The organism is Vibrio sp. QJM3NY_15 (assembly GCF_057785995.1).
In genome coordinates this window covers 424,661-451,061 of sequence record NZ_CM173518.1, presented here as the reverse complement: position 1 = coordinate 451,061, position 26,401 = coordinate 424,661, and the positions used below count along the sequence as shown (strand labels likewise).

The window sequence follows — 26,401 nt, the reverse complement described above, 5'->3', positions numbered from 1 at the left end:
GAAGGTTCCAAATTACATCTGTATAGCCAATGCTTAATGATATGGGGTTGAATCTAGCAATTAAAACCAGTTTGTTGATCAAAACAAACTAGCCGAGCTTTAATTCCATCTGATACAAGGGCCATGTTTTACCATTGAACTCTTTTACGCTCGGCTCTTTGTCTACCACTTGAAAGCCGGCTTTGTCGTAGCAGCGTTTTGCGCCGTGGTTTTGCTTAAATACCGCTAAGGTGATGGTGGTGACATCTGGTATTTCTTTCGCCGCTTCTAATGCACTTTCTATCATGGATTGCCCAAGCCCTTTACCACGTTGGCTTGGGCGAATCGCGACTCGGCAAAAGCGAAGCTCACTGTCTGACATACGCTGAAACTCCATAAAACCGAGCAAGTCATTAGCATTCGAGTTAGTGCTAGATGTGGAGAATGTGTAAAGCTCGACATGGGGCTCTTGAGAACGTTCAATGATGGAGGCGGCTTCTAACGGCCAACCAAAGGTTCGTCCGCCCCATAGTACGTAGTCTTCGAGTGATGTGAACCAAGTGACGATCTCGTTGGCGTCGGATGCTTTAAAGCGGTTTATTTCCATATCCTTGTCTCTTCCTTATCGCGTGTCTCTTTTTCTAAACCGCTAAACTTCCGTGCCCAACTGCTCAAGAAAGCCACGCATGTAATCGGTGCGCTTGTTGGCTTCTAACTTGGCTGATTCTGTATTCATGGTTTCTGCTAGCTTAAACAGCTTCACGTAGAAGTGGTCGACGCTGTAATGCTTGTCATCTAAGTCACGATGTTCAGCGAACGGGTCTTCGTGGTTATACAGCTCGGCGTTAAAGCTCTGACCCACATACAAGCAGCGAGCGATGCCAATTGCTCCGAGCGAATCAAGGCGATCCGCATCTTGGACGATCTGAGCTTCTAAGGTTTCTGGTGTGATGTTTGCGCTGTAGCTGTGAGTAACAATGGCATGATGGATCTCATCAAGGTAGGGCGCAGGATACTCGATAGATTTGAGGAAAGAGATCGCCTTGTCTGCTGCCATTTGAGAGCTTTGGGCTCTGTCTGGGTGGTTCTTCGGAAAGGTGAAGCAATCATGAAGGTAAGCGGCGGGCAGCACGACTTCAAGCTTAGCTTGTTCTTGAGCACACAAAACCTTGGCGGTTTTGACTACGCGTTTGATGTGGCTGATGTCGTGCGCTGCATCTTGTGTCATTTCTTGTTGTGCAAAATCAAGCAGTTGGCTTTCTAATTTTTCTATCACGCGTCCCTTTCTCCATTTTTAGACGTTATCAATGTTGCTTATCGATCAGTGTCGTTTCATATCGACTTTAACAGTTTCAAGCGCGAGTTTTTATCTTTTATAAAAGGAATACCCACAAAAAAACCGACTCTGTGAGTCGGCTTAATAGAAAGGTTATTCTGTGTTGATTAAAGCGTTATCAACGGTAATCAGAGCCTAAGCTGCAGCTTGTTGAAGCTGTGCTAACACATCATGCAGGGAAGGGCTAATCGTGTGACCAAGCGCTTTTATTTCGTCACATGGCTCTACTAAATCAGGGATTTGGAAGCTGATCATGTTGGCTGCCATTGATGCGCGAATACCGTTGTTTGAGTCTTCAAACGCTAGGCAGGTTTCAGGGGCAACACCTAGGCGTTCTGCCGCTAGTAAGTAGATCTCTGGGTGAGGTTTACCATTGGTCACTTCGCAGCCTGTGCTTAGTGAGGTGAAGTAAGAATCTAGGCCAGCCAGCTCAAGCTTCTTTTTAGCGATATCAAGCTGAGTTGAGGTCGCAACCGCGATTGGAATGTCGTTTGATTTCAGCCATTCAAGAAGTTCAATCACGCCATCTTTAACTGGGATAGCCTGGTGCTTAACAATCGCACTGTAGCGAGTGCGCCATTCATGGTTCAATGCTGGGTAATCTAACCCTTCGCCGTAGCCATTTCTAAAGATCTGTTCGATGGTTTTTGCGTTACAGCCAATGATGCCTAGGTAAACATCCTGCAAAAACGGAACACCTTGCGCGTGACATGCTTCTTCAAAAACCTGCATACAAAGTCGCTCGGTGTCGAGCAACAGTCCATCCATATCAAAAATAGCAGCTTGGAAATTCATATCCGTGGTTCTTTCTGTGTTGTCGTGGTGAGGGCGAGTATTTTGACATAGTGTCTGGAGATAGGCGAGTCAGTGTTGCGTAAGAATATGCAGAACTGGCTCAGTAATATGCCTATGGATGAGCTGTAATCTAATTGATTCAGTTTGGAATGATATCGTTCAGTTATGAGCTTGATATTTTATAGGCCATACCGTTCTAACAGACACAAGAATGGTTATCATACATAACAAATCTAGGTTTCGGGTCTGGCTTATTATTACAATTCATAAACTTACAGGCGTGTTAACGTGACCATAATCTTATAAAAAACAATTTGCGGAAGCCTGCAATCATAGTGTGACCAAGCAAAAAGTAAATGGTGGAACTTACGGACAAAATAGAATTAGTCCACATTTTTAGCAAGGTTGCTTATGTTGTATTTTGAGTTTCTATTTTTATTAGTCGTACTTTATATCGGGTCTCGGTATGGCGGTATCGGCTTAGGTGTTGTTTCTGGGATTGGCTTGGTTATCGAGGTGTTTGTTTTCAAGATGCCACCAACGTCTCCACCTGTCACCGTAATGCTGATCATCCTCGCTGTTGTTACTTGTGCCTCGATCCTCGAAGCGGCGGGTGGCTTGAAATACATGCTGCAAGTTGCGGAAAGGGTGCTGAGAAAGAACCCGAAACGCGTCACCTTGATAGCACCGTTCGTGACTTACTCGATGACATTCCTATTGGGTACTGGCCACGCGGTTTACTCAATTATGCCAATCATCGGCGATGTTGCGTTGAAGAATGGTATTCGTCCTGAGCGCCCAATGGCGGCTGCGTCTGTTGCCTCTCAACTGGCGATTACTGCATCTCCAATCTCGGCAGCAGTGGTTTATTACCTCGCACAACTTTCTGATATCCAACACTCTATTACTCTGCTTTCGATTTTGATGGTGACGGTTCCTGCAACGCTTTTCGGCACACTTTTACTTTCTCTGTATAGCTTGAAACGTGGTAAAGAACTGAACGACGATCCTGAATACCAAGCGCGTCTAAAAGATCCTGAGTGGAAAAAGCGCATCGAAAGCACCACAGCGACCTCTTTGGATGAAGTGCTGCCAACTTCGGCTCGTAATGCGGTATTGATTTTCCTATTGTCGATTGTGGTGATTGTTATCGTAGCGATGGTGCCAGAGATCAGAACCATCGTAGACGGCGACAAGCCAATCAAGATGTCGGTGATCATCCAAATGATGATGCTCTGTTTCGGCGGTATCATCTTGCTTGCAACCAAAACCGACCCACGTGACGTGCCAAATGGCGTGGTATTTAAATCAGGTATGGTGGCAGCGATTGCTATCTTCGGTATCGCTTGGATGTCGGATACCTATTTCCAATACGCAATGCCTCAGTTCAAGTCTGGCATCGTGGAAATGGTGACTAACTACCCATGGACGTTTGCACTAGCGCTATTCATTGTATCGGTTGTCGTGAACTCTCAAGCCGCCACTGCACGTATGATGCTACCGGTTGGCCTTGGCTTAGGATTAGACCCAGCACTGCTTATCGGCTTGATGCCAGCTGTATACGGTTACTTCTTCATCCCGAACTACCCATCAGACATCGCTACGGTTAACTTCGATGTCTCTGGTACCACCAAGATTGGTAAGTGGTATTTCAACCACTCATTCATGTCGGTTGGTTTAATCGGTGTGGTCGGTGCATGTTGTTTAGGCTACGCACTGGCTCAGATTTTTATCGCTTAACCTGTTAACTAAGTAAAACGAAAAACAGCGCCTATTTGGGCGCTGTTTTTGTTTGTACTGTATTAATTCACTACTGTGTTTCGAAGTTGGGTTTCGAATCTAAACCAATATTAACGTGGCTCAAAAGCCAAAGACTGAATCGCTTCTTCGATAGTCAGGAAGTGGATTTTCATTAGGCACACTTCGGCTTTCTGGAACTCGTGATTTCGAATCAGCTTAGTCACGTTTTCAACTGAATACTGCTCAGCTCGTTTAGCTAGAGACAGTTGATTTGAACTCGATTGAAGCGAATAGCTGTCGCCTTCAGAATCGATGAGGTAATCATCTTCGCCCAAGATCATATCTGAGCATTCTGCTTGAAATTCGGGTTCGGATGCGACGTAAATAAGCTCATCATCACCGTCGAGTTTTACCAAAGATGGCCAACTGATCATTACTGCCTCTAAATCATGGATGTTGAAGTGTATGTCTGGACTATAAACACTTTTCGCTGATGGATCATCTCTTACCTCTAACGACTCGAAGGTTACTTACTTAGAGATCGACCCAACGGCGCGAAATAACCTTGAAGCGCTTGATAAATCTCTTTGCGGTGCTTGAGGTCTGGATAGAGAGGGAACATATCCGGTTTGGTCGTGCCATCGACTAAGTAAGAATTCTCGATATCTGAGCAGGACTCAATCGTAGCTTCAAAGGCTCGCGCCATCATTTCTGTTGGTAGTGAGAAGTAACGAGCTGACGTTGCCTTGTCTGCAATGACACTGCGTGCAACGTAGTCGTGTTTATCTAGGTTGTTGTCACTGAGTAGTGTGGCATCGAATACAGACATCAAACTCTCGTTTAATGGATGAGGTCGCACCTTTCTATCGTGTAGCCAACAGTCACTGGCGAACAAGATTTGCTTGCGAGGGCCTGAGGTATCACCAATCTCAAACGCTTTTTCGGCAATGTAGTGGTCAAATGCATGCCAGAACTCATGCGCTAACGCACCTGCCCCTGCGTTTTTAGCGAGGGCTAATTCTCTTTGGTTTGGCGCGTAGTGTGCTTGTACACCCTTTCTGCCGCCACTGCCGAACGCTAAGCCTAATGTGCCACGCAAGCCAATTGCTTCTGGTGGCAAAGCCAGGATGTAAGCCAAGTCTGCTAACGAGTCGAATATCAGATTCGCAGCGAGTTCTTTTTCTTCTTTCGTCACCCAAGCACCCACACGAATGCTGCCCATACCGAAGGTCTGTTTGATGTCCATGAATGACACCTGATCGCCATGCCGATAATCTGGGCCTTTGCGAGTCTTGTACTTAAAGTGAGTTAACTTCAAAAGAGTCCTTGGAAATGGCGGTAGATGTAGCTCAGATCGTTGTGTGCGCACTGAGTTAAGCTGAGAAAGTTAACACCTTTGTGACTAAATTACCGAACAAAATTAGCTTAAATTGAGCTCACGAGCTTCCCATGATGTTGGGTTTCCTTCACGAGTCAGCGGAAACAGAGATTTGTCTGGCTTGGCATAACTTAAGCGGTGAAGCCTTTGAGTGACATGGTAGCTGTCTAACCCTGAAATCGTGACTAAATCTAGCGCTTCTAAATCAAGGTAGCCATCCGGCATCACGGCACGTTTGGGTGCTTGAATCGTAATGACCTCTCCAATCAACATTTGCGTTTGATTGCTCTCAATCGATATCTGTTCTTTCAAAACTAACCCTATTTTGAGACTGCTTTCTAAAACAAATGGCGCGGGGAACATGTCGTCATAGTAAGCCGTGAGGCCGACGGCTTTGAATTCGGATGCCGTCTTTGGATAACGAGCCGAGGTTTGATGCGCTTTCTGAACAAAATCAGCACCGATGCTGTTGATGGTGAAGTGTCGAGTTTCTAGGATATTCTCTAATGTATGGCGACGACTTTCTGCTGGTCGAACTATGAAGCCAAATAAAGGTGGATTCGACCCTAAATGAACCACAGAGCTCACCACAGCAAGGTTTTCTAGTCCTTGTTTATCACACGTACCAATTAGGTTGGCGCTTTTGAATCCTGATAAGGAGTTGATTAAGCGAGCGCGTTCTCGCTGATCCATTGTTTGAATATCTTGTCTTGAAAGGTTCATGTCCTTCATGTCTTTTTTGCTTCCCATTGTTATCGACAAACGTGTTCATTAGCCAAACCATATTTACGCAGAAGCATCCGCTATCGATCAATTGAGTATGTGCCTTTGCATAGATTTACGCATGTTGACGTCGCTTTACATCACGCACGCTAAAGTAATGATGTCGTCTTTATGAGTGTTAAAAAATGAAAACAGTCCGCAATATCATCTGGGCAATGATTGCCACAATGTCAGCCTTTTGGTTTGCGATGGAACCGCAACTCTTCGCTTCAAGCAACGTATTTGAATGGCGCTCGGCCATGATTCAGTACTCGGGTATTTTGTCTCTGATGTTAATGTCCATCACCATGATCTTGGCGATGCGTTTACCTATGGTTGAGAATTGGCTCAAAGGTATGGATAAAGCGTATCGAGTCCACAAATGGTTGGGTATCGGTGGCGTTGCATTGGGTGTGACGCACTGGTTGTGGTACCAGATCCCTAAGTGGCTAGTGATGTCAGGTGTGTTGGCGAAACCTGTTCGTCATGACGGTTCCGGCCCTGCAAGAACTTTGTCTGGTTGGGAAGCGTGGGTCAATGGACTACATGGTTTTGCTGAAAACATTGGAGAATGGGGTTTTTACTTATTACTCGTTTTACTGGTGGCGTCGTTGTGGGCGGCAGTGAAATACAAACCGTTTAAATTGTCGCATCGCTTGATGTCGGTCGCGTATCTGTTGATCGCCTTTCACTCGGTATTACTGCTCAAACATGCCTATTGGGGCGAACCTATTTATTACCTAACGGTGGCCTTCGCTTTGATTGGATCTATCGCGGCGATTTACAGTTTGTTGGGTTTGGTTGGGCGTCGTAATCGTCACTCTGCTGCTGTTTCTTCCACTCGCTATTTTCCAAAAGCTGAAGTGATGGAGTTAGTGTTAAAGCCAAGTACATCTTGGCGAGGCCATAAAGCAGGGCAGTTTGCGTACTTGCGTTTTGGTAATGAAGACCCACACCCGTTTACCATTGTGTCAGGTAGCGAAGACTCAGAACTGCGCTTCTTGATTAAAGAATTGGGTGACTTTACGAATGGTCTTTATGAACGAGTAAATGCGGGCGATGCGGTTACGGTGGAAGGGCCTTATGGGCGACTTGAGTTTGACCTAAGTAAGCCACAAATTTGGATTGCGGGTGGTGTCGGGATTGCTTCTTTCTTTGCTATGCTTGAAGCGCTCAAAACAGAGCAAGATCACCCCCGTATCGAACTGTTTTACTGTACTCGTGGTGTTGATAAGCAATTAATCGATGAGTTGTGGCACCTGGCACACGAGGTTGGTGTGAAGTTAACCGTGATAGACACCTTGCACTCACCTCGATTAAACGCTGAACGCATTGCTCACCAGTGTGGTGATTTAAACGATTATGAGCTGTATTTCTGCGGGCCAGAGCGGTTCTCAATATCGCTTAAAAAAGAACTGGATACGTGCAAGTTTAATGTTGAGCAGAACTATCACGAAGAGCTGTTTGTGATGCGTTAAAAAGGCCGAAAGAGGTATCAATAGCGTCAAGTTTGGCTCTTTGTAGCGGGGCTGGAGTCGCTGTCCGATTTGTCGTTATTGATACCTGACTACAAGTACTCGTTAAAAAGGCAAAACTTGCTCAACTTTTTATTGCAGCGGTTTGCTATTGAGCGATACCATGTACGGCTGTTTTATTGGTAAAGATTGCAAAATGTCAGATGAAAAGCTCGCGTTAGAGTGGATGCGCCAACAAGCGCACAAAATTGATCCGTATGTTATAAATCCATCATTTGATGAGTGTGTCGAACTGCTTGAACCTGCTTTCAAAAAAGGGAAAAGTGTCGCGCAGCTAAAATATCTATTATCAGAAGCCGATCGCCGAGCGGGGGCTGCCGAGCGTAAACATGCCGCCTTAAAGTTCGCCAAAGAAAAAAGCCCAAAGGCAGGCCAAAACCTTCGTCTGCAAAGCAAGCTCCAGCAAGTGCAGTTAGCGCTAAAGCTAGCAACTGGTGACAACAACATGACCATATCGCAGTTTTGTTCTGAGTATGATGTTAGCAAGCGAGACGGCAACGTAGCGTGGAATGAAAAGCTGGTTGAGCAGAACAAGAAGAAGTGATTTTTCGCAAGGCCTTATGCTTTCTGAACTGAGACCCAATAGGGTTCCATTGCTCAAATATCAATTTTAAACCCTACCAATAAATGCGTTCGACTGTATTTCAAAAGCCTGAAAAGCATATTTTCTTCTCAGGCTTTGCTAACGGCTAGTCACTCATATCTTCCGTCTTAACGGTTAACCTCTGCTAAAAGTATCGACGAGTGAGTATCAGACGCTAAGGTCGAATGTTATTGAAGCTGACCTTCTGCGTTCCATCAACTTGACTCTCCAGCTTAACCACATCACCTTGATAATAGTAAGGTTCCATTGGCATCTTGCTGTTGGTTGGCCTTGCGTAATGCAAGACCGCGGGTTTAGCGTCAACTTGCTGAGCATACAAATAACCAATTAACGCATGTTCAAATTGATGATAGCCATTACCCCAATGGAAAGCCTTAGTGCGTTTAGGTTCAAGCCCTACGCCACCGTACTTATGATCTACCCACACATCATGAAAGGTCGGTAGCGTGTATTGCAGGACGTCTTTCATTGAACCATCGACAAGCGATACCGTCATGGCTGCTTGATCGAGCTCTGCCCATTCCCATGATGATGCCCAATTCGTGTTTGGCCTGCTTTGCCAACCTGTAATCTCTTGTCCTTTCCACGCATTCTGAAGTTCCTCGCCAAAATATTGGGACACGCTCACGAACTCTTTCTGGTATTGAGCTTGCTCTAAGGTGTGCTTCATCCCTTTGATGCCAAACTCTTTCCATTCAGAGTTATCCAATGTTTGGCCTGTCAGATAAGTCATCCAATACGCTTTAATGGTGTGTCCAAAATCATTGTGATTGGCATTGGGCATCATCGCAGATTTATCGTGAATAGCCCCGTAGTAGCGTTGTTCATCTTCAGAGTGATAGTGGTCGATCATAGCTTGTGTTAGCCAATTTAGGTCATCAAGCCATTTTGATTTGGTGGGCTCTTTCAGCAAAGGGGCGACTAACAGCATGTAACCGTTAATTTGATCAAGTTGCGCGACTAATTCACGTCGTGTGGCTTTTCCATCTTCACCGTCAGTAAGTACCCAAGCAAGACCACTGTTGTCGCTAAGTCGATACTTATCAAAGATAAACGCTTGTTGGGCGATGAGAGCTTCTTCCACCTTTTTGTCTTGCGTCAGGTAGTAATACATTGCGAGGCCTACTAGTGCATACGCTTGATCTTGAGAGGTACGTTGCTGCCAATTCTGACCAGCTTTGCCCTCTTTTGTGTAGCCAATAAAGCCACCATTTTTCTTATCTTCTAGTTGATCAATGAGGTAGTAGGCGCCTTGTTTGGCAAGCGCTAAAGCCTGTTTGTCTCCGGTAAGATGGTAGAGCACGCCATAGGCATAAGTTTGACGTGATTTCATGCGCGTAAATTCTTTGCCGAAGTGGGGAATGATCCAGCCTCTGTCTAATTCAGGACACACATCAGACACATCGAGCAAGGTGCCATCATCACAACGAAATGTCGGGAAGTTGCCTATCGGTTCTCCCTGAGCACTAGGCATTAGCCAGTAAGGTGCCAGTCCTTCAGAGGCATGATTGATCCAGTCTTCTCCGGAGGGAAGGGTGACATTGGCAGATACAGTGAAACTGGCCACGCTGAGTAATGCGATCGTTGCTCGTAACATGATGTTTATCTTAATGATTTGAGTTTCGTTGAATATAAACAATCACATCTGCACATTGTGATTCGGTGATCACAATCGATCAAATTATTAGGAAGTAAATGGAAGTCTGATGAAAATGGATTATTGGGTTGAAGCTTTAGAACCCGGCGGTTGTTATCTCAATTTATTGACAGAATACGCACTAGATTAGCCTTATGTCACTAAACTTAAATCGATATAAAATTATCGTTTATCGATAATTTTTTGTTGATCATCATTTGTTTTGATCTTAATATCCCCTTCGTCAATTCAACAGGAATCTAAGTATGTCCAACATCCAAAAACAAAGCCGACGTGTACGTATGCTATTGCAATCCCTTTTTGTACTTACCCCTATAATGGTGTGCTACTTCTGGCTAACAGTTGAGACTCCCTATGACTTTATTAGTGCGACGGGCATTTTTTATCTTACCTACGACATCGGGTATTTCACGATGTTACCGCTTACTATGACAACAAGAATCGTTGCTGCGTTCACAAGCTTATTGATGTCGAGCATCCTTATGTACGCACTGATGGTTCTGATACGTTTATTCCGTAACTATGAGCGAGGTGAAATCTTCTCTTTAGAAAACGCAATGTCTTACCAGAAGCTCGGATATAGCCTGTTTTATTGGGTATTAGGTTCAGTTATCTATGGTTCATTGATGTCAGTGATTCTGTCGTTCAATAATCCACCAGGTGAACGTATCTTTGAGATTAGTTTTGTTGGTATGGACTTTTTAACACTGATATTGGGTATAATTATTTTGATCATCTCATGGGTGATGAAAGAAGGTTATATTCTGGCTGACGAACATAGCCAAACCATTTAAAGGACTTGTCATGACTATCCGCATTAATTTAGACATTATGATGGCCAAACGAAAAATGCGATTGAAGACATTGGCAAAAGAAGTTGGGATTACTGAAGCCAACTTATCAGTATTAAAAAATGGTAAAGCCAAAGCGGTAAGGCTATCGACACTCGATAAGCTGTGTGAAGTTTTAGAGTGCCAACCTGGTGATATTTTGGAGTTTGAACCGAATGATCATCAAGGCAGCGTTGCTGAAGAATAGCCGGTAAGGAAATCGCTTTCTAATCATCTAATATTGAACGAGTCTCGATGCCCTTATCGAGACTCATTGCTAACTATTTATATAGACTCGCCTGCCTCGTCCTCTTCAACCACATCGGTTTCTAAGCTTGCCTCTGCCAACCATTTTTGTATCGATGGGCTGTTAAGCACACGTTGTTGATACTGTGATGCCTTCTCTGACAGTTGGATACCATAGGTTTCTACGCGTAATGCCACAGGTGCAAACATCGCATCGGCAATCGACCAATCACCAAACAACCAGCCTTCTGGATGTTGCTCCATTTGCGCTGACCAAATTGCATCGATACGAGCGATGTCTTTTAGTGTTTCTTGACTGAGTGTGAGCTTTCGTTGTGCGCGGCAGTTCATCGGCATTTCATTTCTGACGGCAAAAAATCCAGAGTGCATCTCGGCGGAAATTGCTCGGGCATGGGCGCGTTCGTTCACTGAGTTGGGCCACGCTGCACCGTTCAAGTGGGCGTCGTTAACGTATTCGAGAATGGCCAATGAATCCCACACCGCAACGTTACCATCAACTAGGGTTGGAACCTTTGCCGTTGGTGTCACTTTCTCCAGAGTGTCATAGAAATCAGAGGTGAAAAGCTTGAGCTTAATGACTTCTGCGTTGAGGTTGTAGTTGTCGAATATCAGCCATGCGCGCAGTGACCAAGTTGAGTAGTTCTGGTTTCCAATATAAAGCTGCATAGTTGCTTCCTTGCGTTTAGTGGGTATGTATTGAGCCTAGGGGCATGCATTTGAGCTTAGGGGATTGTATTGCGAGGCACTAACGGATAATTTTGATGCAATACATTAATAAAAACGATGGGTGGTGATTTTAATATGGACATTGATGCGTTGCGAGGCTTTCTCGCGTTTGTAGAAACCAGTAGCTTTACGCGTGCCGCGAAACAGATCAACCGCACCCAATCGGCATTCAGTGCGCAGATGCGCAAATTGGAAGAAGAACTCAACGTGACTCTTTTCCAGAAAGAAGGACGTAATTTAATACTGACTGAAGCGGGCTTAGCGCTACGTTCTCATGCCGAACAGTTGGTCGCCCTCCACAATACCGCGCTAAAGCAAGTAAAGCGTTATGAAGACAAAAAGCCACTTAGGTTAGGGTGTCCGGAAGACTATAACGACACCATTCTGCCGAAAGTGATTCGCCTGTTACAGCAAGCAGAGCCTACGTGCTCAATCCAAATATTTAGCCTGCCCAGCATTACGCTGAGAGAGTGGTTGGATGATGGTCGACTCGATGCCGCAATTGTCACTCGAGCGCCCGACAGCGAAGAGGGACATTGGCTCACCAGTGATACTGGGGTTTGGATTAGTAGCCCTGATTATGCGTTTGATGGTTCCAAGCCTGTTCCATTGGCCTTGTTTCAAACGGACTGCAAATATCATGCTGCAGCAGTGAATGGTTTAACTAAGCAAGTTACGCCTTATCAGTTGTTAGCGTGCAGTAATACGGCTTCGGCGCAGCGAGCCATCGTCAAAGCGGGTTTAGCGATTGGTGCAATGGGTAAGCTCAGCGTGACTCCGGATTTGAAAATTCTTGAGGATATGCCGCCACTGCCTTCGGTGGATATTGTGCTGATCCTAGCGAGCAAACATCACCCAGTGTTAGATAAAGAAGTGCTTAATCAACTTGTGGAGTTGGATTCTGAGTAGCTTTGTTAGGCGAGCTTGGTTCCGTAAAATCTAATAGATGAACTGTAATCGATGAGTTTGAAGCTGAGCGGGAATTAAGAAATGAAGAGGCCGAGAACATTGCGTTTCTCGGCCTTATTTTTATGGAAGACTGAACGTGCGTTAAGAGAGCTTAAACTTACTCAATTCTCCGTGTAAATCTCCAGCTTTTACGGTCAGTTCGTTACTGATTGCTACTGATGATGTCATGGTGTCCATCACTTCCACAGCGGTGTCATTGATGATCACTACATTGCGGTTAATCTCTTCTGACACTGAGCTTTGCTCTTCAGCAGCCGAAGCAATCTGATTGTTCATGTCGTTAATCACTTCAATTGCTTGGTTGATTTCAGACAAGGCGAGGTGTGCAGCTTGAGTTTCGCCTTTGGTATCGTTCGCTTGCTTCTGGCTTTGCTCCATCAATATCACGATAGATTGGGTCTCTTGCTCTAGGCGAGCCAGCATCGAGCGAATCTCTTCTGTCGAGCCTTGAGTGCGATTTGCGAGGTTACGTACTTCATCTGCCACGACAGCAAAGCCTCGTCCTGCTTCACCCGCACGTGCAGCCTCAATCGCAGCGTTAAGCGCTAGTAGGTTTGTTTGTTCTGCAATACCACCAATCTCGCTCAAGATACCTTGAATAGCGGTGCTCGAATCGACTAGGTTCTGTGTTTGTTGCTGCGCATCGTTAACCTGCACAGCCAAGCTGTCTACAGCGCTGGCGGCATTGTCCATGCGTGTCATGCCATTGAGACTATTACTTTGTACTTGGCTTGCGGCTGCGGCTGCTTGAACCGCTGAACTTGCCACTTCTTGCGCAGTTGCACTCATTTCATTGATCGCGGTCGCAAGTGAGTTCACCTCGTTAACCTGAGAGTTCAACTGGTCACGTGAAACTTCAGCACGAGCTTGACCTTCTGTTGCGTTTTTATCTACTTGGTCGGCTGTTACCATCACGGTAAGTAGCATCTCTTGCATACGAGATAGGAAGGTATTGAACCAGTGTGCAAGCTGAGCAGTTTCATCTTTTCCTTTCACTTCAATACGGTAAGTTAAGTCACCTTCGCCTTGTGCTGCATCTTTAAAGCGATCCACTAAATTGTTCAGCACTTTGCCCAGAGAATTGGCAATGAATGCCATTGAAGCTATGCCTAGAAGAGCTGCGATGATCCCCGCCCACACACCTTTTTCAAGTGCTTTTGAATTCTGTGCATCACTCCATTGCGTGTAATCGTCGACGCTTTTTGTAAGGTGACTACTGGGAACGGATACCATGACTACCCAAGGAGCATCACTGGTGTTAATTGCGGTAATTGCGTACTCATCGCCGCCGAAATTAACAAGACCAGCCCCTTCTCGTTTAGCGATAGATTGAATTGTCGACCATTCTGATTCCAATTCAGAAGAGACTCTTTTACCCACCATGTTTCCAGTACGACTGTTAGCCAGCGTTATGCCTTTCCATGATGTGATAAGGATTTTTCCTTCGCCATCAAACAAGTTACGTGCAAGCAATTCGCTTTGGCTTTGAAGCTCAAACAAAGACAAATCAAAACCAATTGAGCCAATGATTTTCCCGTCTTGTTTGATTGGTTGGCTGATGGTAGTAATGAGCTCTTGCTTACCGCGAACTGGATAGAAATAGGGTTCCATCACAAATGTCTTACCGGTTTGGTATGGCATTAAGTGCCAGTCGTCTTTGCGCTCACCGTTGCTGTTTAGCTCGGTATTGCTAAAGCTCTCCATTGCGACGGCATCAAAGCTGTTCTGATCATTTGGAGAGAAGAAAGGCGCAAGGTAGCCCTGACTGTTAAAACCTAATTCGGTGTCCAAGCTGATCTCGTTATTCAGATCGGTTTGTTGTGGCCAAGTCTTGTTCTCCCACACCATGTAGCCAGCAAATACAGCTTTGTTTTGTGCTTCCAAGGCGGCAGTAAACTGTTTAACGATAAGGTCTGCGCTTGCGTTGGTTTCTGAACTTAACTCAATAATGGATCGTGCTTGCTTAAGGTTTGCTAGGACAGGATCAAGTTGGTTAGCAATGTTCAAACCTTGTTGAATGGCTGTGTTTTGCAAATCTGTCGTTGTGGCGTCTGTCAGCTGCGTCTTTACTTTTTCAGTGACTTGTTTGTTCACATCGGTAAATGCGCTGGTGGTCATGCCCATTGCGATCAACAGAGTGAAAGCCATTGCTCCACCTGCACTCACCGCAATTCGCGTTCGTATACTGTTAAACATATGATCCCTATAGCCAAATATTGGTAATTTCCCAGAGATTTTAAACAAGATAAGTGAATGGAAAATTCAAAATAATGAACACAAAAAGAATAGGGTGATCAAAATTATAAATAGGATTGCATAGTGCTCAGATTTATATCTTGTAGGTGGGTTCTATAAGGTAGGGAAATGGCCGTTAGTATTTCATTAGCTATTTGTATTCATTGATCTTTTAAATTTATTAATGATATTTATTTGTCGGTAAATCAAGAGGTTGTAGTTTGAGGGTGCCCTGAATATGGATTACTTATTACGTGACTTTACTCACACTTTAATTTAGTCCGAAGCACAGTATGTCCACTTATAAAGTGTGTGTTTCTACTTTGGATGCTCAATTAGAGCAGCCAAATCATGGTTCATGTTTTATTGAAGAATGCCTAAGCTTTTCAGTTTTCGATAAATGGTATTACGGCTGATGCCCAGTATTCGAGATGTCTTACTGATATTGCCTTGGTTAGCTTGATAGGTTTGCAACAAGGTTTCTTCAACGGTACTTCTTAAATCGGAATTCGCTGTACCTTTGGTGGCATTGGTTGTGATGAACTTATGATGATCATCTTGCGCTAATGACGTGAGATGTTGAGCAAGGTGGCTAGGCACGTGCTCTAAGGTGAGCTGTGCTTCATCACTCGCGAGTAGGGCGGCGACCTTAAGTAAATTATCTAACTCACGAATATTGCCTGGCCAAGAATAGGCGCACAGTAAGCTCATTAAGTGCGGGCAGATTGTCTGTTCGTCTTCTGCGTATTTACGATGAATGTGCTCGATTAAGGCGTGCTTGTCTTGTCGGTGTTGCAAGCTTGGCAGAGTAAAGGCCAAGCCGTTTAGGCGGTAAAAGAGATCTTGTCGAAACTCTCCGGTTGCAACTAACTGTTCTAGGTTTTTATGCGTCGCGGCGATGATCTGACAATCGACTTGGTAGCTCTGATTTGAGCCAACAGGCACTACGGATTTGTCTTGCAGAACATGCAGCAATCGACATTGAGCCTCCAATGGCATGTCGGCAATTTCATCGAGAAACAGAATTCCCTTGTCTGCTTGGCGGATCTTACCTTGGAAACCTTTATGGCTTGCGCCAGTAAAAGCCCCCGGCGCGTAACCAAACAGCTCTGATTCGATAAGATCTTTCGGTAGCGCGCCACAATTCACCGCAACTAACGGTGACGATTTACGCTGGCTCTGTTTGTGTAATGCTTTAACAAATTCGCCCTTACCAACCCCTGTTTCTCCTAAGATCAACAAACTGATCCCTTTGTCGATAACCTTGTTGGCTTGCTGCCAAGCGTGTTCAATTTGTTGTTCGCCATGGTGCAGATCACACGATTCTGAAATGGAGCGCGTGCGTTTGGTGGTTGTTTGTTTGAGATGCTGTTTCTCAAACACAAAAGGTGTATCTAATGAAGTTCGATTGAAGAGGGTATCTATGCATTCGCCAACGATCGAGGTTTGATCCAGCAGTTGAGAGGCGACCTGGTTGTGCGCTACTACCTCGCCAGCCTCATTGGCTATTACTATCCCTTGCCAACCACTGTGCAGTAGTGATTTCTCACACGCGAGGTCAATACGAGTGGTGCCTTGCGGGATGTGACTCAGTAGCTGGTTCTCAACAAGCTGAACCATATTTTGAACCAGTAATTGGACGGAACTGTCGTGTTGTTGCTGCTCACTGGTGATGTCTAACACACCAACCATCTGCCCTTGATGATCGAACACTGGGCTTGCTGAACAGCTGATAAATCGATGCTGGTGGATGAAGTGTTGTTCGCCAATGATGGATACTGGTTTCGCTTCAACAATCGCTGTGCCAATCGCGTTGGTGCCCTTAAGTTGTTCCTGCCAACACGCACCAGAGCTGAGTGCAATTGACGTCAGCTTCTCCTTAAACCGCTCCTGTCCCCAACTCGCCAGAATGACGCCTTCAATATCGGTCAAAATCAAACGACTGTCAGTGCGTGCAAACATCTGATTAAACAGAGGTAGAGCATTACGTTCGACTATTTGAATTAAGCTCGAAGATTGGTGACGTCGCTGTTTAAGAATCGATTGTGGCAGGCGAATGTCTTCGGGAAGTCGTCTCTGTTTTAGACCCGCTTCTGTGCTGCGGTGCCAAGAGGATGAAAGCCAATCTGAGGTGTTTGCTTGTTGAAGGTGCATGACTGTTCCATGTCGTAACAGTGAGGGTGTACCAATTTGGAACAGTTGAACACTGGAGTGGTTTCCATACGTCCGTTCAATGCCAACTCACTTTGGGTTGTAAACGTTTGGTAATCATAGTTTTACAATTTATTAACAACAAGTTTTGAAGTTCTGGCGTGTGATTTGCGTTGTTACTGTTGTGAAGAAAACACGAAGTATCAGTGTTTTAAACAGAAAGCATAAACATGGTGGCTCTCTTCTTACGAGCTTTCTTCTCACGAGACCTCTTCTCAAGAGAAGCCGCCATGCTAGCTCGACAACATAAGCTCAATAACGAATGAACAACGACTAAAAATCTAAGAAGGATCTAACTATGATTTACGCACAGCCGGGTAGTGATAACGCAGTGGTTAACTTTAAAGCGCAATACGATAACTTTATCGGTGGCGAGTGGGTGAAGCCTGTCAGCGGCGAGTATTTTGATAACACTTCCCCAGTGAATGGTCAGGTGTATTGCCAAGTGGCACGCTCAACCGAGGCGGATATCAGCTTGGCACTCGATGCCGCGCATGCTGCTCGTGCAAGTTGGGCGGCGACTAGCGTGACTGAGCGCTCGAACATCCTGCTTAAAATTGCCGACCGCATTGAAGCGAACCTAGAAGAAATCGCAGTCGCTGAGACGTGGGAAAACGGCAAGCCTGTGCGTGAAACTTTGGCAGCAGACATTCCTTTGGTTGTCGATCACTTCCGCTACTTTGCGGGTTGTATTCGAGCGCAAGAAGGCAGCGCAGCAGAGCTAGATTCAAACACCGCAAGTTATCATTTCCCAGAACCTATTGGTGTGGTGGGGCAGATCATTCCTTGGAACTTCCCGATTTTAATGGCGGCTTGGAAATTGGCACCCGCACTGGCTGCGGGCTGTTGTGTGGTGATGAAACCCGCCGAGCAAACACCGACATCGATTTTGGTGATGATGGAGAAGATCGCTGATCTTCTACCTGCAGGCGTGGTCAACATCGTGAATGGTTTTGGTAGCGAAGCGGGTCAAGCGTTAGCAACCAGCGATCGTTTGGCGAAGCTGGCGTTTACTGGTTCAACAGAGGTCGGCCATCATATCCTGAAATGTGCGGCTGAAAGTTTGATTCCATCAACGGTTGAGCTTGGCGGTAAGTCTCCAAACATCTACTTCCCAGATATCTTTAACCATGAAGACGAATACCTTGATAAGTGTGTCGAAGGCATGCTGCTTGCGTTCTTCAACCAAGGTGAAGTGTGTACCTGTCCATCACGTGTGTTGATCCATGAATCGGTGTATGACAAGTTCATCGCCAAGGTGGTCGAGCGTGCTCAAACTATTAAACAAGGTAACCCGCTAGATACCGATACTCAGGTGGGCGCACAAGCTTCTAAAGAACAGTTCGATAAGATCTTGAGCTACCTAGAAATCGGTCGTCAAGAAGGGGCGAAAGTGCTAACCGGTGGTGAAATCGCGCAGCAACCAGATGATCTCGGCAACGGTTACTACATTCAGCCAACCATGCTGGAAGGACACAACAAGATGCGTGTATTCCAAGAAGAGATCTTTGGCCCTGTTATCGCAGTAACGACGTTTAAAGATGAAGCGGAAGCGTTAGAGATCGCCAATGACACCGAGTATGGCTTAGGTGCTGGCGTGTGGACGCGTGATGCAAACCTAGCGTATCGCATGGGTCGTAACATCGAAGCGGGGCGTATTTGGGTGAACTGTTACCACGCTTACCCAGCTCATGCCGCGTTTGGTGGTTACAAGAAATCGGGCATTGGCCGTGAGACACACAAGATGATGCTCGATCACTACCAAAATACGAAGAACCTGTTGATCAGCTACGATACTAATCCGTTGGGCTTCTTCTAATACAGGTTCGTTCTAAAAGTATGAGAATGAATCATGGGTACAAAGAATAACTAACAACGCAGTTGGCTTAATTAAGAAAAACAAAAAGTAAAACCAAAACGCCCGATTCATTCGAATTGGGCGTTTTTATATCTGAATCGCTCTAGCTTTTCGAAAAGAAGATCTCTGGCTTGTGGACAGGGCCATAGTTGCCTTCTAACTGAGTGAGTTCCAAACCTTGCTTTCCTATCAGAGAACCGACCAATTGGCGGTTAAACGGGTAGCTGTCGGGGTTGTTAATATACTCTTCAACATCAATCCATTTGGCTTCTGCAATTTCATCAGTGTCTTGAATCGCGATCTCTTGAGTTTTAGCGATAAGGTGACAAATAAAGTAGAGATTCGATTTGCCAAACTGATACGGGTGTCTCGTCGCCATGCCAACCACAGAAACGAACGTTGCCTCGATACCTGTCTCTTCCAAGGTTTCTCGAACTACCGATTCTTCAATGCCTTCACCCAACTCAATATGGCCGCCCGGTAATTTGTAGCCAGTCATACCATGCTCTTTGATCATCAGCACTTGGTTGTGTTCGTTGGTGATCAACGCGCCAGCACCCAAGGTGTGGGTCGGGATGAAAGGCACAAACTCTACCATCTCGGATTTGTGGATCAGCGTAATTTCGTCTTCTAGACAGTTGTGAAACACAAAGCCAAGTTCAGTCGCCACCGGAATAAGGTGCGAGAGTGAAATAGGCAAGCTAACCCAAATGATGCCTTTGTTATTCTGCTTTGAAAATTCGGTGATCTCGCTGAGTTCGGCATTGAAAGAGTCAGCATCGTGAGGGGTTGTTGCTGGGTCGATGATGATGCCGTTAAATTTGTCGAGCGTAAATTCCACGGGTGTTCCTTTATTATTTTTGATTTATAGGGAGTCGAGCATAGGTGGAGCTTATAACATCTTAAGGGCTTATAAAACCTGCTCTGCTTGTAGCGTTTTTAAGAGCACGGCAGTGGTGGGTAAAAAGTGAGGGAGAGTTTAAGGCGGGCGGCTTGAAACAAAAATTGCGCTAGAAACAAAAACTGCGCTTGGAAGCCAAAGCGCAGTTTTAAATCGGGTCTATTTGGGTTCGACGCTAACGAACATAGTTTGCATCAATACTCACGTACCAGTGCTGAAGCTTGCCGTCAGATTTTTTGATCCACAAATCGTTGGTGTAGCTCTCGATTTTGCCGTTAACCGTTAAATTGAACGTGTTCTCGTCGAATTCGCCAAGTTTCACGAATTGGTCTGTGGTAATCAGAAACGGGTCCATGTCGTCCACGCCAACCACATCTGAAATCACATAGTAGTGGTAAGTCAGCGGCTTGCTCGCATCATTCGGGTTGCTGCGGTACGCTACAAGCTTGAACGGTTCCGTTAATGGAACATCGAGCGTTTGCTTGTCCATGGTCGCGGGAATTGGGATAAACAGCCAAGCGGTAAACAGACCGCTCAGTAAAACCATCAGGAAGAAAAGAGTCTTAATTGCTTTCATAGCAACCTTCAAAATAGGTGATGTTGAAGGCGCTATGGTAACAGGTTTGATTTGCTGATTGTAAGAGTATGAATAAGTGAAGGCGACACCTGTCTGTTAGGAAGTTTGAATGAATTGACACACTGTTAATAAGTCACCATCTACACTAGTGCGAGTGGCCTTGAGATAGGTTGATCATCACAACACCTGCTGCCACAAATAACATACCAACCCACACCATAGTATCGAGGTGCTGGCGGTAAACAAACGTAGAAATCAAGCTCACGGTTACGATAGCCAAGCCCGCCCATAAAGAGTGAACCACACCTACAGGCATCCCTTTCATGGCTTGGCTCAAAAATAGAAATGCCGCCAAATGTCCTGAAATCACTAATAGAGCAGGGATGGGTTTAGACAAACTGAAACCGTCGGTTGCTTTAAGTGCTACGTGAGAAAGTGCTTCCGCCATCACGCCCATCATTAAGAAAAACCAGCTCATAGTCGTACCTTTTAGTTGTATTGTTTTTTGTTGGTATAGCGGGGTATTTGAAAGTGTTAATCGTTGTTGCAGCTCTTTAGTCACAGCGTATTTGCCCAAACAGCAGGCACAAAAAAGCCCACACCTCACGCTTTTGCAAGGTGTGGGCTAAATCGGTGTGACTACTTGTTTAGGTAAGCTGCGTGGAACTCAATGTGCTCATCAATAAAGCTAGAGATGAAGAAGTAGCTATGGTCGTAACCTGGCTGCATACGTAGCTCTAAATCGGCATTGGTTACCTTAGCCGCTTCGACTAATTGCTCAGGCTTAAGCTGCTCAATCAAGAAGTTATCGGCTTCACCTTGGTCAACCAACATTGGCAGCTTGGTGCCTTTGGTTTTTAGAAGCTCAGAGGCATCGTAGTGCTTCCACTCTTCAATATCTAAGCCTAGATATTGGTTGAATGCTTTTTGTCCCCAAGGGCATTGCATTGGGTTGGTGATTGGGCTGAATGCGGAGATAGAACGGTAGCTATCTTCGTTTTTGATACCAATCGTTAGGGCACCGTGCCCGCCCATGCTGTGACCTGAAATGGATTTCACAGACGTTACTGGGAAGAAAGATTCAATCAAAGCTGGGAGCTCTGTTACCACGTAATCGTACATGTGGTAATGGCTGTCCCATGGTGCTTGAGTGGCATTCAGATAGAAGCCTGCACCTTGGCCGAGATCGTAGCTTTCATTGTCGGCAACGCCTTCGCCACGCGGGCTTGTATCTGGGGCAACAATAGCGATGCCTTGCTCAGCCGCAGCTTTGAACGCGCCGGCTTTTTGCATGAAGTTTTCATCGGTACAGGTTAAGCCTGATAACCAATACAAAACAGGAACTGGGTTTTCTTTGCTTGCGTTAGGTGGCAAGAAAATCGCAAAACGCATGTTGCAGTCAAGCGTTGCAGAAAAGTGGGTGTATTGTTTGTGCCAACCACCAGCAACCTTTGCTTGGCTAATGTTTTCGATTGTCATCTATTGTGCTCCGTTAGGTTGATGGTTTTGGGAGTAAATTTGTCTATATCACTTAAAGTTTCACCACCCACCGGGCAGGAGGTGGTGAAGACAGTTTCGCTCTGATGTTTAAGTCAGAACTGTGGTCTCGATACCGAGGTATCGAGACCAAGGATAATTATTTATCCATGTGTAGAACAGTACGGATAGATTCACCTTTGTGCATTAGGTCGAATGCTTCGTTTACGTCTTGCAGACCCATAGTGTGAGTGATGAACTCTTGAAGACCAAACTCACCCGCCATGTAGCGATTAACGATTTCTGGAAGCTCAGAGCGGCCTTTAACACCACCGAAAGCAGAACCACGCCATACACGACCAGTCACTAGTTGGAATGGACGAGTTGCGATCTCTTGGCCTGCACCCGCAACACCAATGATTACCGATTCGCCCCAACCTTTGTGGCAGCACTCAAGTGCTTGACGCATCACGTTTACGTTGCCGATACACTCGAAAGAGTACTCAACACCGCCGTCTGTCATCTCAACGATAACGTCTTGGATTGGCTTGTCGAATTTAGTTGGGTTGATGCAGTCAGTCGCGCCAAGCTGTTTTGCTAGCTCGAATTTGCTCTCGTTGATATCAACACCGATGATGCGGTCAGCACCAGCCATGCGAGCACCAATGATTGCAGATAGACCGATACCGCCTAGGCCGAATACAGCAACGTTGTCGCCTTTTTCAACTTTAGCTGTGTTAAGTACCGCGCCCATACCCGTAGTTACACCACAACCTAGAAGACAAACTTCTTCAAGAGGGGCTTCTTTGCTTACTTTCGCTAGAGAGATTTCTGGAAGTACTGTGTACTCAGAGAAAGTAGAGCAACCCATGTAATGGAAAATTGTTTCGCCATTGATAGAGAAGCGGCTTGTACCGTCTGGCATTAGGCCTTTACCTTGCGTTTCACGAACGGCTTGGCATAGGTTAGTTTTACCAGATTTACAGAATTTACATTCGCCACATTCAGCTGTGTAAAGTGGGATAACGTGGTCGCCAATCTCAACACTTGTAACGCCTTCACCGATCATCTCAACGATACCGCCACCTTCGTGACCAAGGATTGAAGGGAAGATACCTTCTGGATCGTCACCTGATAATGTGAATGCGTCAGTGTGACAAACACCAGTAGCAACGATGCGAACTAGAACCTCACCAGCTTTAGGAAGTTGTACATCAACTTCTTCCATTTTTAGTGGCTCGCCAGCTGCCCATGCAACCATTGCTTTTGATTTGATATGAGTTTGACCAGGTTTAATTTCGATTGTCATTGGATGTTTCCTATATATGTCAGTACAGCGGATAACCGTGCAATTAAATTCAACCCGTTAAGCGTAGTTGAGCTTAATTGTTTCCGCTCTCTCGTTTTGTTGGAGCTAGTATAGGTGTGAGTGCGTGTTTTGATAATCCCCTTAAATAGAAAATTATTATTACGTATGTGTAATAATTGGTATAGAAAGCTGATCTGTTTTCCCAGTGATTACTTTATTCGGATCGAGTCGGTTTTGGATGGAGGGCTACTTATCCAAATAGTCTGAATGCATAGCTACCATTGATGTTTGGGTGGTTGTCTTATGGCGGCTTATATATTAATAACTGATTCGTACGGTAGAGTCATCAATACTCATGATCGTTACTAACCAATTGAATTGTAAGGATTGAAGCAATGTCGCATAAGCACTCTGTATGCGACGTTTTGTAAGATATCAGAAACAATAGTGTCATTTTTCTCACCTAATCTCCTCGCCAAATTTTGAGTTCTAACTTTTTGGGAAGAGAAAATGAAAAAGAGTACATTGACCATACTGTCAGGTTTGATAGCAACAGCTTTGGTCGGTTGCAATTCAAGTTCGCCAAGTGATGACAGCGGCAATATGGATAGCGCAGTGCAAGTGGCGTTCATGCCTGATATCCATTTCCATGATGTTTACGGTGATTTTCAGGACGGCTCGTTCGCAGGGTTGCCGAATGCAATCAGTGGTAAGAATGCAACGATCAGAACGATGGAGTCTCAGATGAACTCTACCCGTCTATTCAACGAAAACTATTTTGCGATGATCGCAGCGCTTGATGATGTGGTTGAGCGCGGTGTGAAGTACGTAGCACTGCCGGGGGACTTCAGTGACGACGGTCAGCCAGTACATATGCGTGGATTAGTGAGCATTTTTGACCACTATCGTGACACGTACGGCCTTGAGTTTTTTGCGGCGCCTGGCAACCACGATCCCGTTCGTCCTTTTACTATCCCTGCGGGTAAGTCGGACTTTTTGGGAGAAGGGGGTAAGAACCAACGTATTTATAGTCGGGGTAAGGAAGAGTGTGTTGGCTATGAGGATGAGTGGACAACCATTCCCGGTGACGGCGATAACCTAGCAACCATTTGTACTGAAGAAGTTCGCGAATGGGGCTATGAAGAGATCATGGGTATCTTAGGCACTCACGGTTTCTATCCTCAGCGAGATTATCTCTACTTTGAAACGCCTTACAGTAGTGACCAAGCTCGTGCTAACTACAGCTATGATTTAGCCAAAGAAGAAGCGGCTTTTGACCAACGTATGTACGAGATCTGTTATGAAGGCACAGGTGGTAGTTATAAAGAGAATGGCTACACAAGTTGTTCTGAAGTGCCTGATACTAGCTACTTAGTTGAGCCAGTTAAAGGGCTGTGGTTATTGGCCATTGACGCGAATGTCTATCGCCCTAAAGAAAACTCGTCTGATAACTCTGTCGATGGCGACACGTTTGATGGTTCAAGCAGCGCAGGCTATAACATGATGCTGACTCACAAAGAACACGTGATCGATTGGATCTCTGATGTTGTAAAAGCAGCGAAAGAGCAGAATAAAACGCTTGTCTCTTTCTCGCACTTCCCTATGACTGACTTCTACAACGGCGCTTCTGAAGAGATTGAAGATCTGTTTGGTGAAGGAAGCCATCAATTGGCTCGTGAACCGGATGACAATACCAGCCGTGCATTGGCTGCAACGGGCTTAAATATCCACGTTGGCGGTCACATGCACTTTAACGATACTGGTAAGAAAAGCTTCAATATCGATGGTGTTCAGCACACGCTCTTTAATATCCAAGCGCCATCGTTAGCGGGTTACATCCCAGCTTACAAGCTGCTGAACATTCGCCCTGATAACCAAATTGAGGTCGAGACTGTGGTTATCGATCAAGTTGAACGTTACAACGAACTGTTTAGTCACTACGAAGAAGAGCATGCATACCTTACTCAAGCTGCGAATGGAGATCCTGATGCAGAAGCTAAGATCTGGAACAAAGATATTCTGGATTCAGAGAGCTACTACGAACTGACTGACTGGCATATCCGTGAATTAACGCGTCTGCGTTTCCTTCCTAGTGATTGGCCAATCGAAATGCGTGAAATGATCATGCACATGAACGGTGAAGAGATGATGATCATGTCTCAGCTAGAAACCAATTTTACGGTTTGCCAGCTAGCAAATGAACTGGGCTATGACGTAGGAACTTGCGTTGAAAATGGTGTTGATGACTACGAGCAATTCCAACAAGATTGGCAGGCTGCCAAAGTAGAAGCTGAGGTTTTGGCATCTACTGAGGGGTTAAGCTTAGCTGACTTTGCAGAGTGGAGCGGTGAGCTATTAGCGACGGATTTCTACAGACTACGTAATGCAGACGAACTGGCGTTCCGTGACATCGGTGAAACACAACTGCGCCAATACGAACTGCTAAGCCGCGAGCTTGCCGAGTTTGATGGCACGGTAGATTCAGAGCTAGGTGATCTTGGCCAATATACAGTGGGAGAGGTATTCCGCTCTCGTTTCGGTAGCTTGTTCGTGATTCTTGAAAAATTCGCAACAGGCCAAGCAAGTGACCACTTCTTGATTGATATCGACCAGCAAACCCTGACCGATCTTAAAGGTGAAGTGAAGCGCGATATCCTAAGAGGCTCAACGTCTGAAAATTAAGCGCTTTTGCCGATTAGATGATTAGATTGATGAAGGGTCTGCTAGCCACGAATTAGTGGGCTCTTTTTTTGTCTAAGCGTAGGTTTAATCGAGAATTACACCTAAGAATTTTTAAGGTGCATCATAATAATTACTTGCTGAAAATAGCATGAATCGGAAATAAAACTACAATATTCTGAGCGCCGTATTTTATTGTTGTGGACTTAAACATGCTTTTATCTCTCCCGCCTCCTGTGATGCTGTCACTTGCCATTGTGCTTGAAGTTGTCGCGACTTCTCTATTGCCTAAAACGCAGCAATTTACTTCTTTGCCCGCGACTGCCGCAGTGCTAGTTGGTTATGGCTTTGCTTTCTATCTGTTGTCTCTCACGGTTCAAACTATGTCTTTAGGTGTGGCGTATGCGATTTGGTGTGGGGCAGGGATAGTGCTAGTCGCAGCTCTGTCTTGGTTGGTCTACGGGCAAAAACTCGATATTTTCTCGATAATTGGCATCGCTTTGATTCTATCTAGCGTGGTGATTATTAACTTGTTTTCGACGTCGGTGAGTCATTAAGTTGTTTTTATCTACAGTGT

General features: G+C 45.4%; 24 protein-coding genes. 9 read left to right on the top strand and 15 right to left on the bottom strand.

Annotation, left to right across the window (positions count from 1 at the left end; all coding sequences use genetic code 11):
• Positions 1–88: 88 nt before the first annotated feature.
• From AC3CKG_RS18495 to AC3CKG_RS18485, 3 genes are all read right to left on the bottom strand, one after another.
• On the bottom strand, positions 89–586 hold the full coding sequence (locus AC3CKG_RS18495; protein ID WP_488529750.1) for a GNAT family N-acetyltransferase: 498 nt from the start codon (positions 584–586) through the stop codon (positions 89–91).
• A gap of 42 nt (positions 587–628) precedes the next feature.
• Entirely contained in the window at positions 629–1,255 is a 627-nt protein-coding gene (locus AC3CKG_RS18490) for an HD domain-containing protein (RefSeq protein WP_428781105.1), read from the bottom strand.
• A gap of 195 nt (positions 1,256–1,450) precedes the next feature.
• A complete protein-coding gene (locus AC3CKG_RS18485; protein WP_281054095.1) occupies positions 1,451–2,110 on the bottom strand; it encodes an HAD family hydrolase in 660 nt (219 codons plus the stop codon).
• A gap of 411 nt (positions 2,111–2,521) precedes the next feature.
• Between AC3CKG_RS18485 and AC3CKG_RS18480 the strand changes: the two genes are divergently transcribed.
• Positions 2,522–3,850, top strand: a complete 1,329-nt coding sequence (locus tag AC3CKG_RS18480) for an anaerobic C4-dicarboxylate transporter (protein ID WP_004732879.1) — start codon at positions 2,522–2,524, stop codon at positions 3,848–3,850.
• Between the two features lie 110 nt (positions 3,851–3,960).
• On the opposite strand, the gene AC3CKG_RS18475 is transcribed toward AC3CKG_RS18480, so the two are convergent.
• The 3 genes from AC3CKG_RS18475 to AC3CKG_RS18465 form a co-directional block, all read right to left on the bottom strand.
• Entirely contained in the window at positions 3,961–4,284 is a 324-nt protein-coding gene (locus AC3CKG_RS18475) for a DUF4144 domain-containing protein (protein WP_281054096.1), read from the bottom strand.
• 92 nt (positions 4,285–4,376) lie between these two features.
• The gene (locus AC3CKG_RS18470) at positions 4,377–5,168 is read right to left on the bottom strand and encodes a CLCA_X family protein (RefSeq protein ID WP_108209380.1); all 792 of its coding nucleotides are present in this window, start codon (positions 5,166–5,168) and stop codon (positions 4,377–4,379) included.
• A gap of 102 nt (positions 5,169–5,270) precedes the next feature.
• Positions 5,271–5,960: a flavin reductase family protein gene (locus AC3CKG_RS18465; RefSeq protein WP_065105280.1), complete on the bottom strand. Its 690-nt coding sequence runs from the start codon at positions 5,958–5,960 to the stop codon at positions 5,271–5,273.
• Between the two features lie 176 nt (positions 5,961–6,136).
• Here AC3CKG_RS18465 and AC3CKG_RS18460 point away from each other — a divergent pair, with 176 nt between their 5' ends.
• Positions 6,137–7,468, top strand: coding sequence for a ferredoxin reductase family protein (locus AC3CKG_RS18460; RefSeq protein WP_488529749.1), 1,332 nt, complete (start codon positions 6,137–6,139; stop codon positions 7,466–7,468).
• A 193-nt stretch (positions 7,469–7,661) separates the two neighbouring features.
• Complete coding sequence (locus AC3CKG_RS18455) at positions 7,662–8,069, top strand: hypothetical protein (RefSeq protein WP_029223609.1); 408 nt, start codon at positions 7,662–7,664, stop codon at positions 8,067–8,069.
• A gap of 214 nt (positions 8,070–8,283) precedes the next feature.
• On the opposite strand, the gene AC3CKG_RS18450 is transcribed toward AC3CKG_RS18455, so the two are convergent.
• Positions 8,284–9,726: an AGE family epimerase/isomerase gene (locus AC3CKG_RS18450; RefSeq protein ID WP_488529748.1), complete on the bottom strand. Its 1,443-nt coding sequence runs from the start codon at positions 9,724–9,726 to the stop codon at positions 8,284–8,286.
• 305 nt (positions 9,727–10,031) lie between these two features.
• Between AC3CKG_RS18450 and AC3CKG_RS18445 the strand changes: the two genes are divergently transcribed.
• Both AC3CKG_RS18445 and AC3CKG_RS18440 read left to right on the top strand, forming a co-directional pair.
• Positions 10,032–10,580 carry a DUF2975 domain-containing protein gene (locus AC3CKG_RS18445; RefSeq protein ID WP_017075204.1) on the top strand — a complete coding sequence of 183 codons (549 nt, stop codon included), beginning with the start codon at positions 10,032–10,034 and terminating at the stop codon, positions 10,578–10,580.
• 10 nt (positions 10,581–10,590) lie between these two features.
• Positions 10,591–10,824 carry a helix-turn-helix domain-containing protein gene (locus AC3CKG_RS18440; protein ID WP_488529747.1) on the top strand — a complete coding sequence of 78 codons (234 nt, stop codon included), beginning with the start codon at positions 10,591–10,593 and terminating at the stop codon, positions 10,822–10,824.
• A gap of 77 nt (positions 10,825–10,901) precedes the next feature.
• Here AC3CKG_RS18440 and AC3CKG_RS18435 read toward each other — a convergent pair whose 3' ends face one another.
• The gene (locus tag AC3CKG_RS18435; protein ID WP_488529746.1) at positions 10,902–11,549 is read right to left on the bottom strand and encodes a glutathione S-transferase family protein; all 648 of its coding nucleotides are present in this window, start codon (positions 11,547–11,549) and stop codon (positions 10,902–10,904) included.
• Between the two features lie 117 nt (positions 11,550–11,666).
• Between AC3CKG_RS18435 and AC3CKG_RS18430 the strand changes: the two genes are divergently transcribed.
• Positions 11,667–12,518, top strand: a complete 852-nt coding sequence (locus tag AC3CKG_RS18430; protein WP_488529745.1) for a LysR family transcriptional regulator — start codon at positions 11,667–11,669, stop codon at positions 12,516–12,518.
• A 141-nt stretch (positions 12,519–12,659) separates the two neighbouring features.
• On the opposite strand, the gene AC3CKG_RS18425 is transcribed toward AC3CKG_RS18430, so the two are convergent.
• Together AC3CKG_RS18425 and AC3CKG_RS18420 are read right to left on the bottom strand one after the other, a co-directional pair.
• Complete coding sequence (locus AC3CKG_RS18425; RefSeq protein ID WP_488529744.1) at positions 12,660–14,774, bottom strand: methyl-accepting chemotaxis protein; 2,115 nt, start codon at positions 14,772–14,774, stop codon at positions 12,660–12,662.
• Positions 14,775–15,176: 402 nt separating this feature from the next.
• Positions 15,177–16,967 (bottom strand): sigma-54-dependent Fis family transcriptional regulator, encoded by a 1,791-nt coding sequence (locus tag AC3CKG_RS18420; RefSeq protein ID WP_488529743.1) that lies wholly within the window; start codon positions 16,965–16,967, stop codon positions 15,177–15,179.
• 355 nt (positions 16,968–17,322) lie between these two features.
• On the opposite strand from AC3CKG_RS18420, the gene exaC reads away from it, so the two are divergent.
• Entirely contained in the window at positions 17,323–18,843 is a 1,521-nt protein-coding gene (gene exaC, locus AC3CKG_RS18415; protein ID WP_004732897.1) for an acetaldehyde dehydrogenase ExaC, read from the top strand.
• 142 nt (positions 18,844–18,985) lie between these two features.
• Here the strand turns inward: exaC and AC3CKG_RS18410 are convergent, their stop codons facing one another.
• From AC3CKG_RS18410 to AC3CKG_RS18390, 5 genes are all read right to left on the bottom strand, one after another.
• Entirely contained in the window at positions 18,986–19,723 is a 738-nt protein-coding gene (locus tag AC3CKG_RS18410) for an NUDIX hydrolase (protein ID WP_488529742.1), read from the bottom strand.
• Between the two features lie 235 nt (positions 19,724–19,958).
• Positions 19,959–20,360, bottom strand: coding sequence for a hypothetical protein (locus AC3CKG_RS18405; RefSeq protein WP_102340444.1), 402 nt, complete (start codon positions 20,358–20,360; stop codon positions 19,959–19,961).
• Positions 20,361–20,505: 145 nt separating this feature from the next.
• Complete coding sequence (locus AC3CKG_RS18400) at positions 20,506–20,838, bottom strand: DMT family transporter (RefSeq protein WP_012601126.1); 333 nt, start codon at positions 20,836–20,838, stop codon at positions 20,506–20,508.
• 161 nt (positions 20,839–20,999) lie between these two features.
• Positions 21,000–21,839, bottom strand: a complete 840-nt coding sequence (gene fghA / locus AC3CKG_RS18395; protein ID WP_102285554.1) for an S-formylglutathione hydrolase — start codon at positions 21,837–21,839, stop codon at positions 21,000–21,002.
• A gap of 157 nt (positions 21,840–21,996) precedes the next feature.
• Positions 21,997–23,145 (bottom strand): S-(hydroxymethyl)glutathione dehydrogenase/class III alcohol dehydrogenase, encoded by a 1,149-nt coding sequence (locus AC3CKG_RS18390; RefSeq protein WP_017064961.1) that lies wholly within the window; start codon positions 23,143–23,145, stop codon positions 21,997–21,999.
• 510 nt (positions 23,146–23,655) lie between these two features.
• On the opposite strand from AC3CKG_RS18390, the gene AC3CKG_RS18385 reads away from it, so the two are divergent.
• Both AC3CKG_RS18385 and AC3CKG_RS18380 read left to right on the top strand, forming a co-directional pair.
• A complete protein-coding gene (locus tag AC3CKG_RS18385; RefSeq protein WP_488529741.1) occupies positions 23,656–25,827 on the top strand; it encodes a metallophosphoesterase in 2,172 nt (723 codons plus the stop codon).
• 209 nt (positions 25,828–26,036) lie between these two features.
• A complete protein-coding gene (locus AC3CKG_RS18380) occupies positions 26,037–26,381 on the top strand; it encodes a DMT family transporter (protein ID WP_488529740.1) in 345 nt (114 codons plus the stop codon).
• The last annotated feature ends 20 nt before the right edge of the window (positions 26,382–26,401 follow it).

What these genes read in the sequence shown, in the direction of transcription:
- AC3CKG_RS18390 (WP_017064961.1), bottom strand. Translation starts at nt 23,145, where the DNA reads ATGACAATCGAAATTAAACCTGGTCAAACTCATATCAAATCAAAAGCA.
- AC3CKG_RS18485 (WP_281054095.1), bottom strand. Translation starts at nt 2,110, where the DNA reads ATGAATTTCCAAGCTGCTATTTTTGATATGGATGGACTGTTGCTCGAC.
- AC3CKG_RS18380 (WP_488529740.1), top strand. Translation starts at nt 26,037, where the DNA reads ATGCTTTTATCTCTCCCGCCTCCTGTGATGCTGTCACTTGCCATTGTG.
- AC3CKG_RS18455 (WP_029223609.1), top strand. Translation starts at nt 7,662, where the DNA reads ATGTCAGATGAAAAGCTCGCGTTAGAGTGGATGCGCCAACAAGCGCAC.
- fghA (WP_102285554.1), bottom strand. Translation starts at nt 21,839, where the DNA reads ATGACAATCGAAAACATTAGCCAAGCAAAGGTTGCTGGTGGTTGGCAC.
- AC3CKG_RS18495 (WP_488529750.1), bottom strand. Translation starts at nt 586, where the DNA reads ATGGAAATAAACCGCTTTAAAGCATCCGACGCCAACGAGATCGTCACT.
- AC3CKG_RS18460 (WP_488529749.1), top strand. Translation starts at nt 6,137, where the DNA reads ATGAAAACAGTCCGCAATATCATCTGGGCAATGATTGCCACAATGTCA.
- AC3CKG_RS18430 (WP_488529745.1), top strand. Translation starts at nt 11,667, where the DNA reads ATGGGTGGTGATTTTAATATGGACATTGATGCGTTGCGAGGCTTTCTC.
- exaC (WP_004732897.1), top strand. Translation starts at nt 17,323, where the DNA reads ATGATTTACGCACAGCCGGGTAGTGATAACGCAGTGGTTAACTTTAAA.
- AC3CKG_RS18475 (WP_281054096.1), bottom strand. Translation starts at nt 4,284, where the DNA reads ATGATCAGTTGGCCATCTTTGGTAAAACTCGACGGTGATGATGAGCTT.
- AC3CKG_RS18465 (WP_065105280.1), bottom strand. Translation starts at nt 5,960, where the DNA reads ATGAAGGACATGAACCTTTCAAGACAAGATATTCAAACAATGGATCAG.
- AC3CKG_RS18445 (WP_017075204.1), top strand. Translation starts at nt 10,032, where the DNA reads ATGTCCAACATCCAAAAACAAAGCCGACGTGTACGTATGCTATTGCAA.
- AC3CKG_RS18385 (WP_488529741.1), top strand. Translation starts at nt 23,656, where the DNA reads ATGAAAAAGAGTACATTGACCATACTGTCAGGTTTGATAGCAACAGCT.
- AC3CKG_RS18435 (WP_488529746.1), bottom strand. Translation starts at nt 11,549, where the DNA reads ATGCAGCTTTATATTGGAAACCAGAACTACTCAACTTGGTCACTGCGC.
- AC3CKG_RS18405 (WP_102340444.1), bottom strand. Translation starts at nt 20,360, where the DNA reads ATGAAAGCAATTAAGACTCTTTTCTTCCTGATGGTTTTACTGAGCGGT.
- AC3CKG_RS18425 (WP_488529744.1), bottom strand. Translation starts at nt 14,774, where the DNA reads ATGTTTAACAGTATACGAACGCGAATTGCGGTGAGTGCAGGTGGAGCA.
- AC3CKG_RS18450 (WP_488529748.1), bottom strand. Translation starts at nt 9,726, where the DNA reads ATGTTACGAGCAACGATCGCATTACTCAGCGTGGCCAGTTTCACTGTA.
- AC3CKG_RS18400 (WP_012601126.1), bottom strand. Translation starts at nt 20,838, where the DNA reads ATGAGCTGGTTTTTCTTAATGATGGGCGTGATGGCGGAAGCACTTTCT.
- AC3CKG_RS18420 (WP_488529743.1), bottom strand. Translation starts at nt 16,967, where the DNA reads ATGCACCTTCAACAAGCAAACACCTCAGATTGGCTTTCATCCTCTTGG.
- AC3CKG_RS18480 (WP_004732879.1), top strand. Translation starts at nt 2,522, where the DNA reads ATGTTGTATTTTGAGTTTCTATTTTTATTAGTCGTACTTTATATCGGG.
- AC3CKG_RS18440 (WP_488529747.1), top strand. Translation starts at nt 10,591, where the DNA reads ATGACTATCCGCATTAATTTAGACATTATGATGGCCAAACGAAAAATG.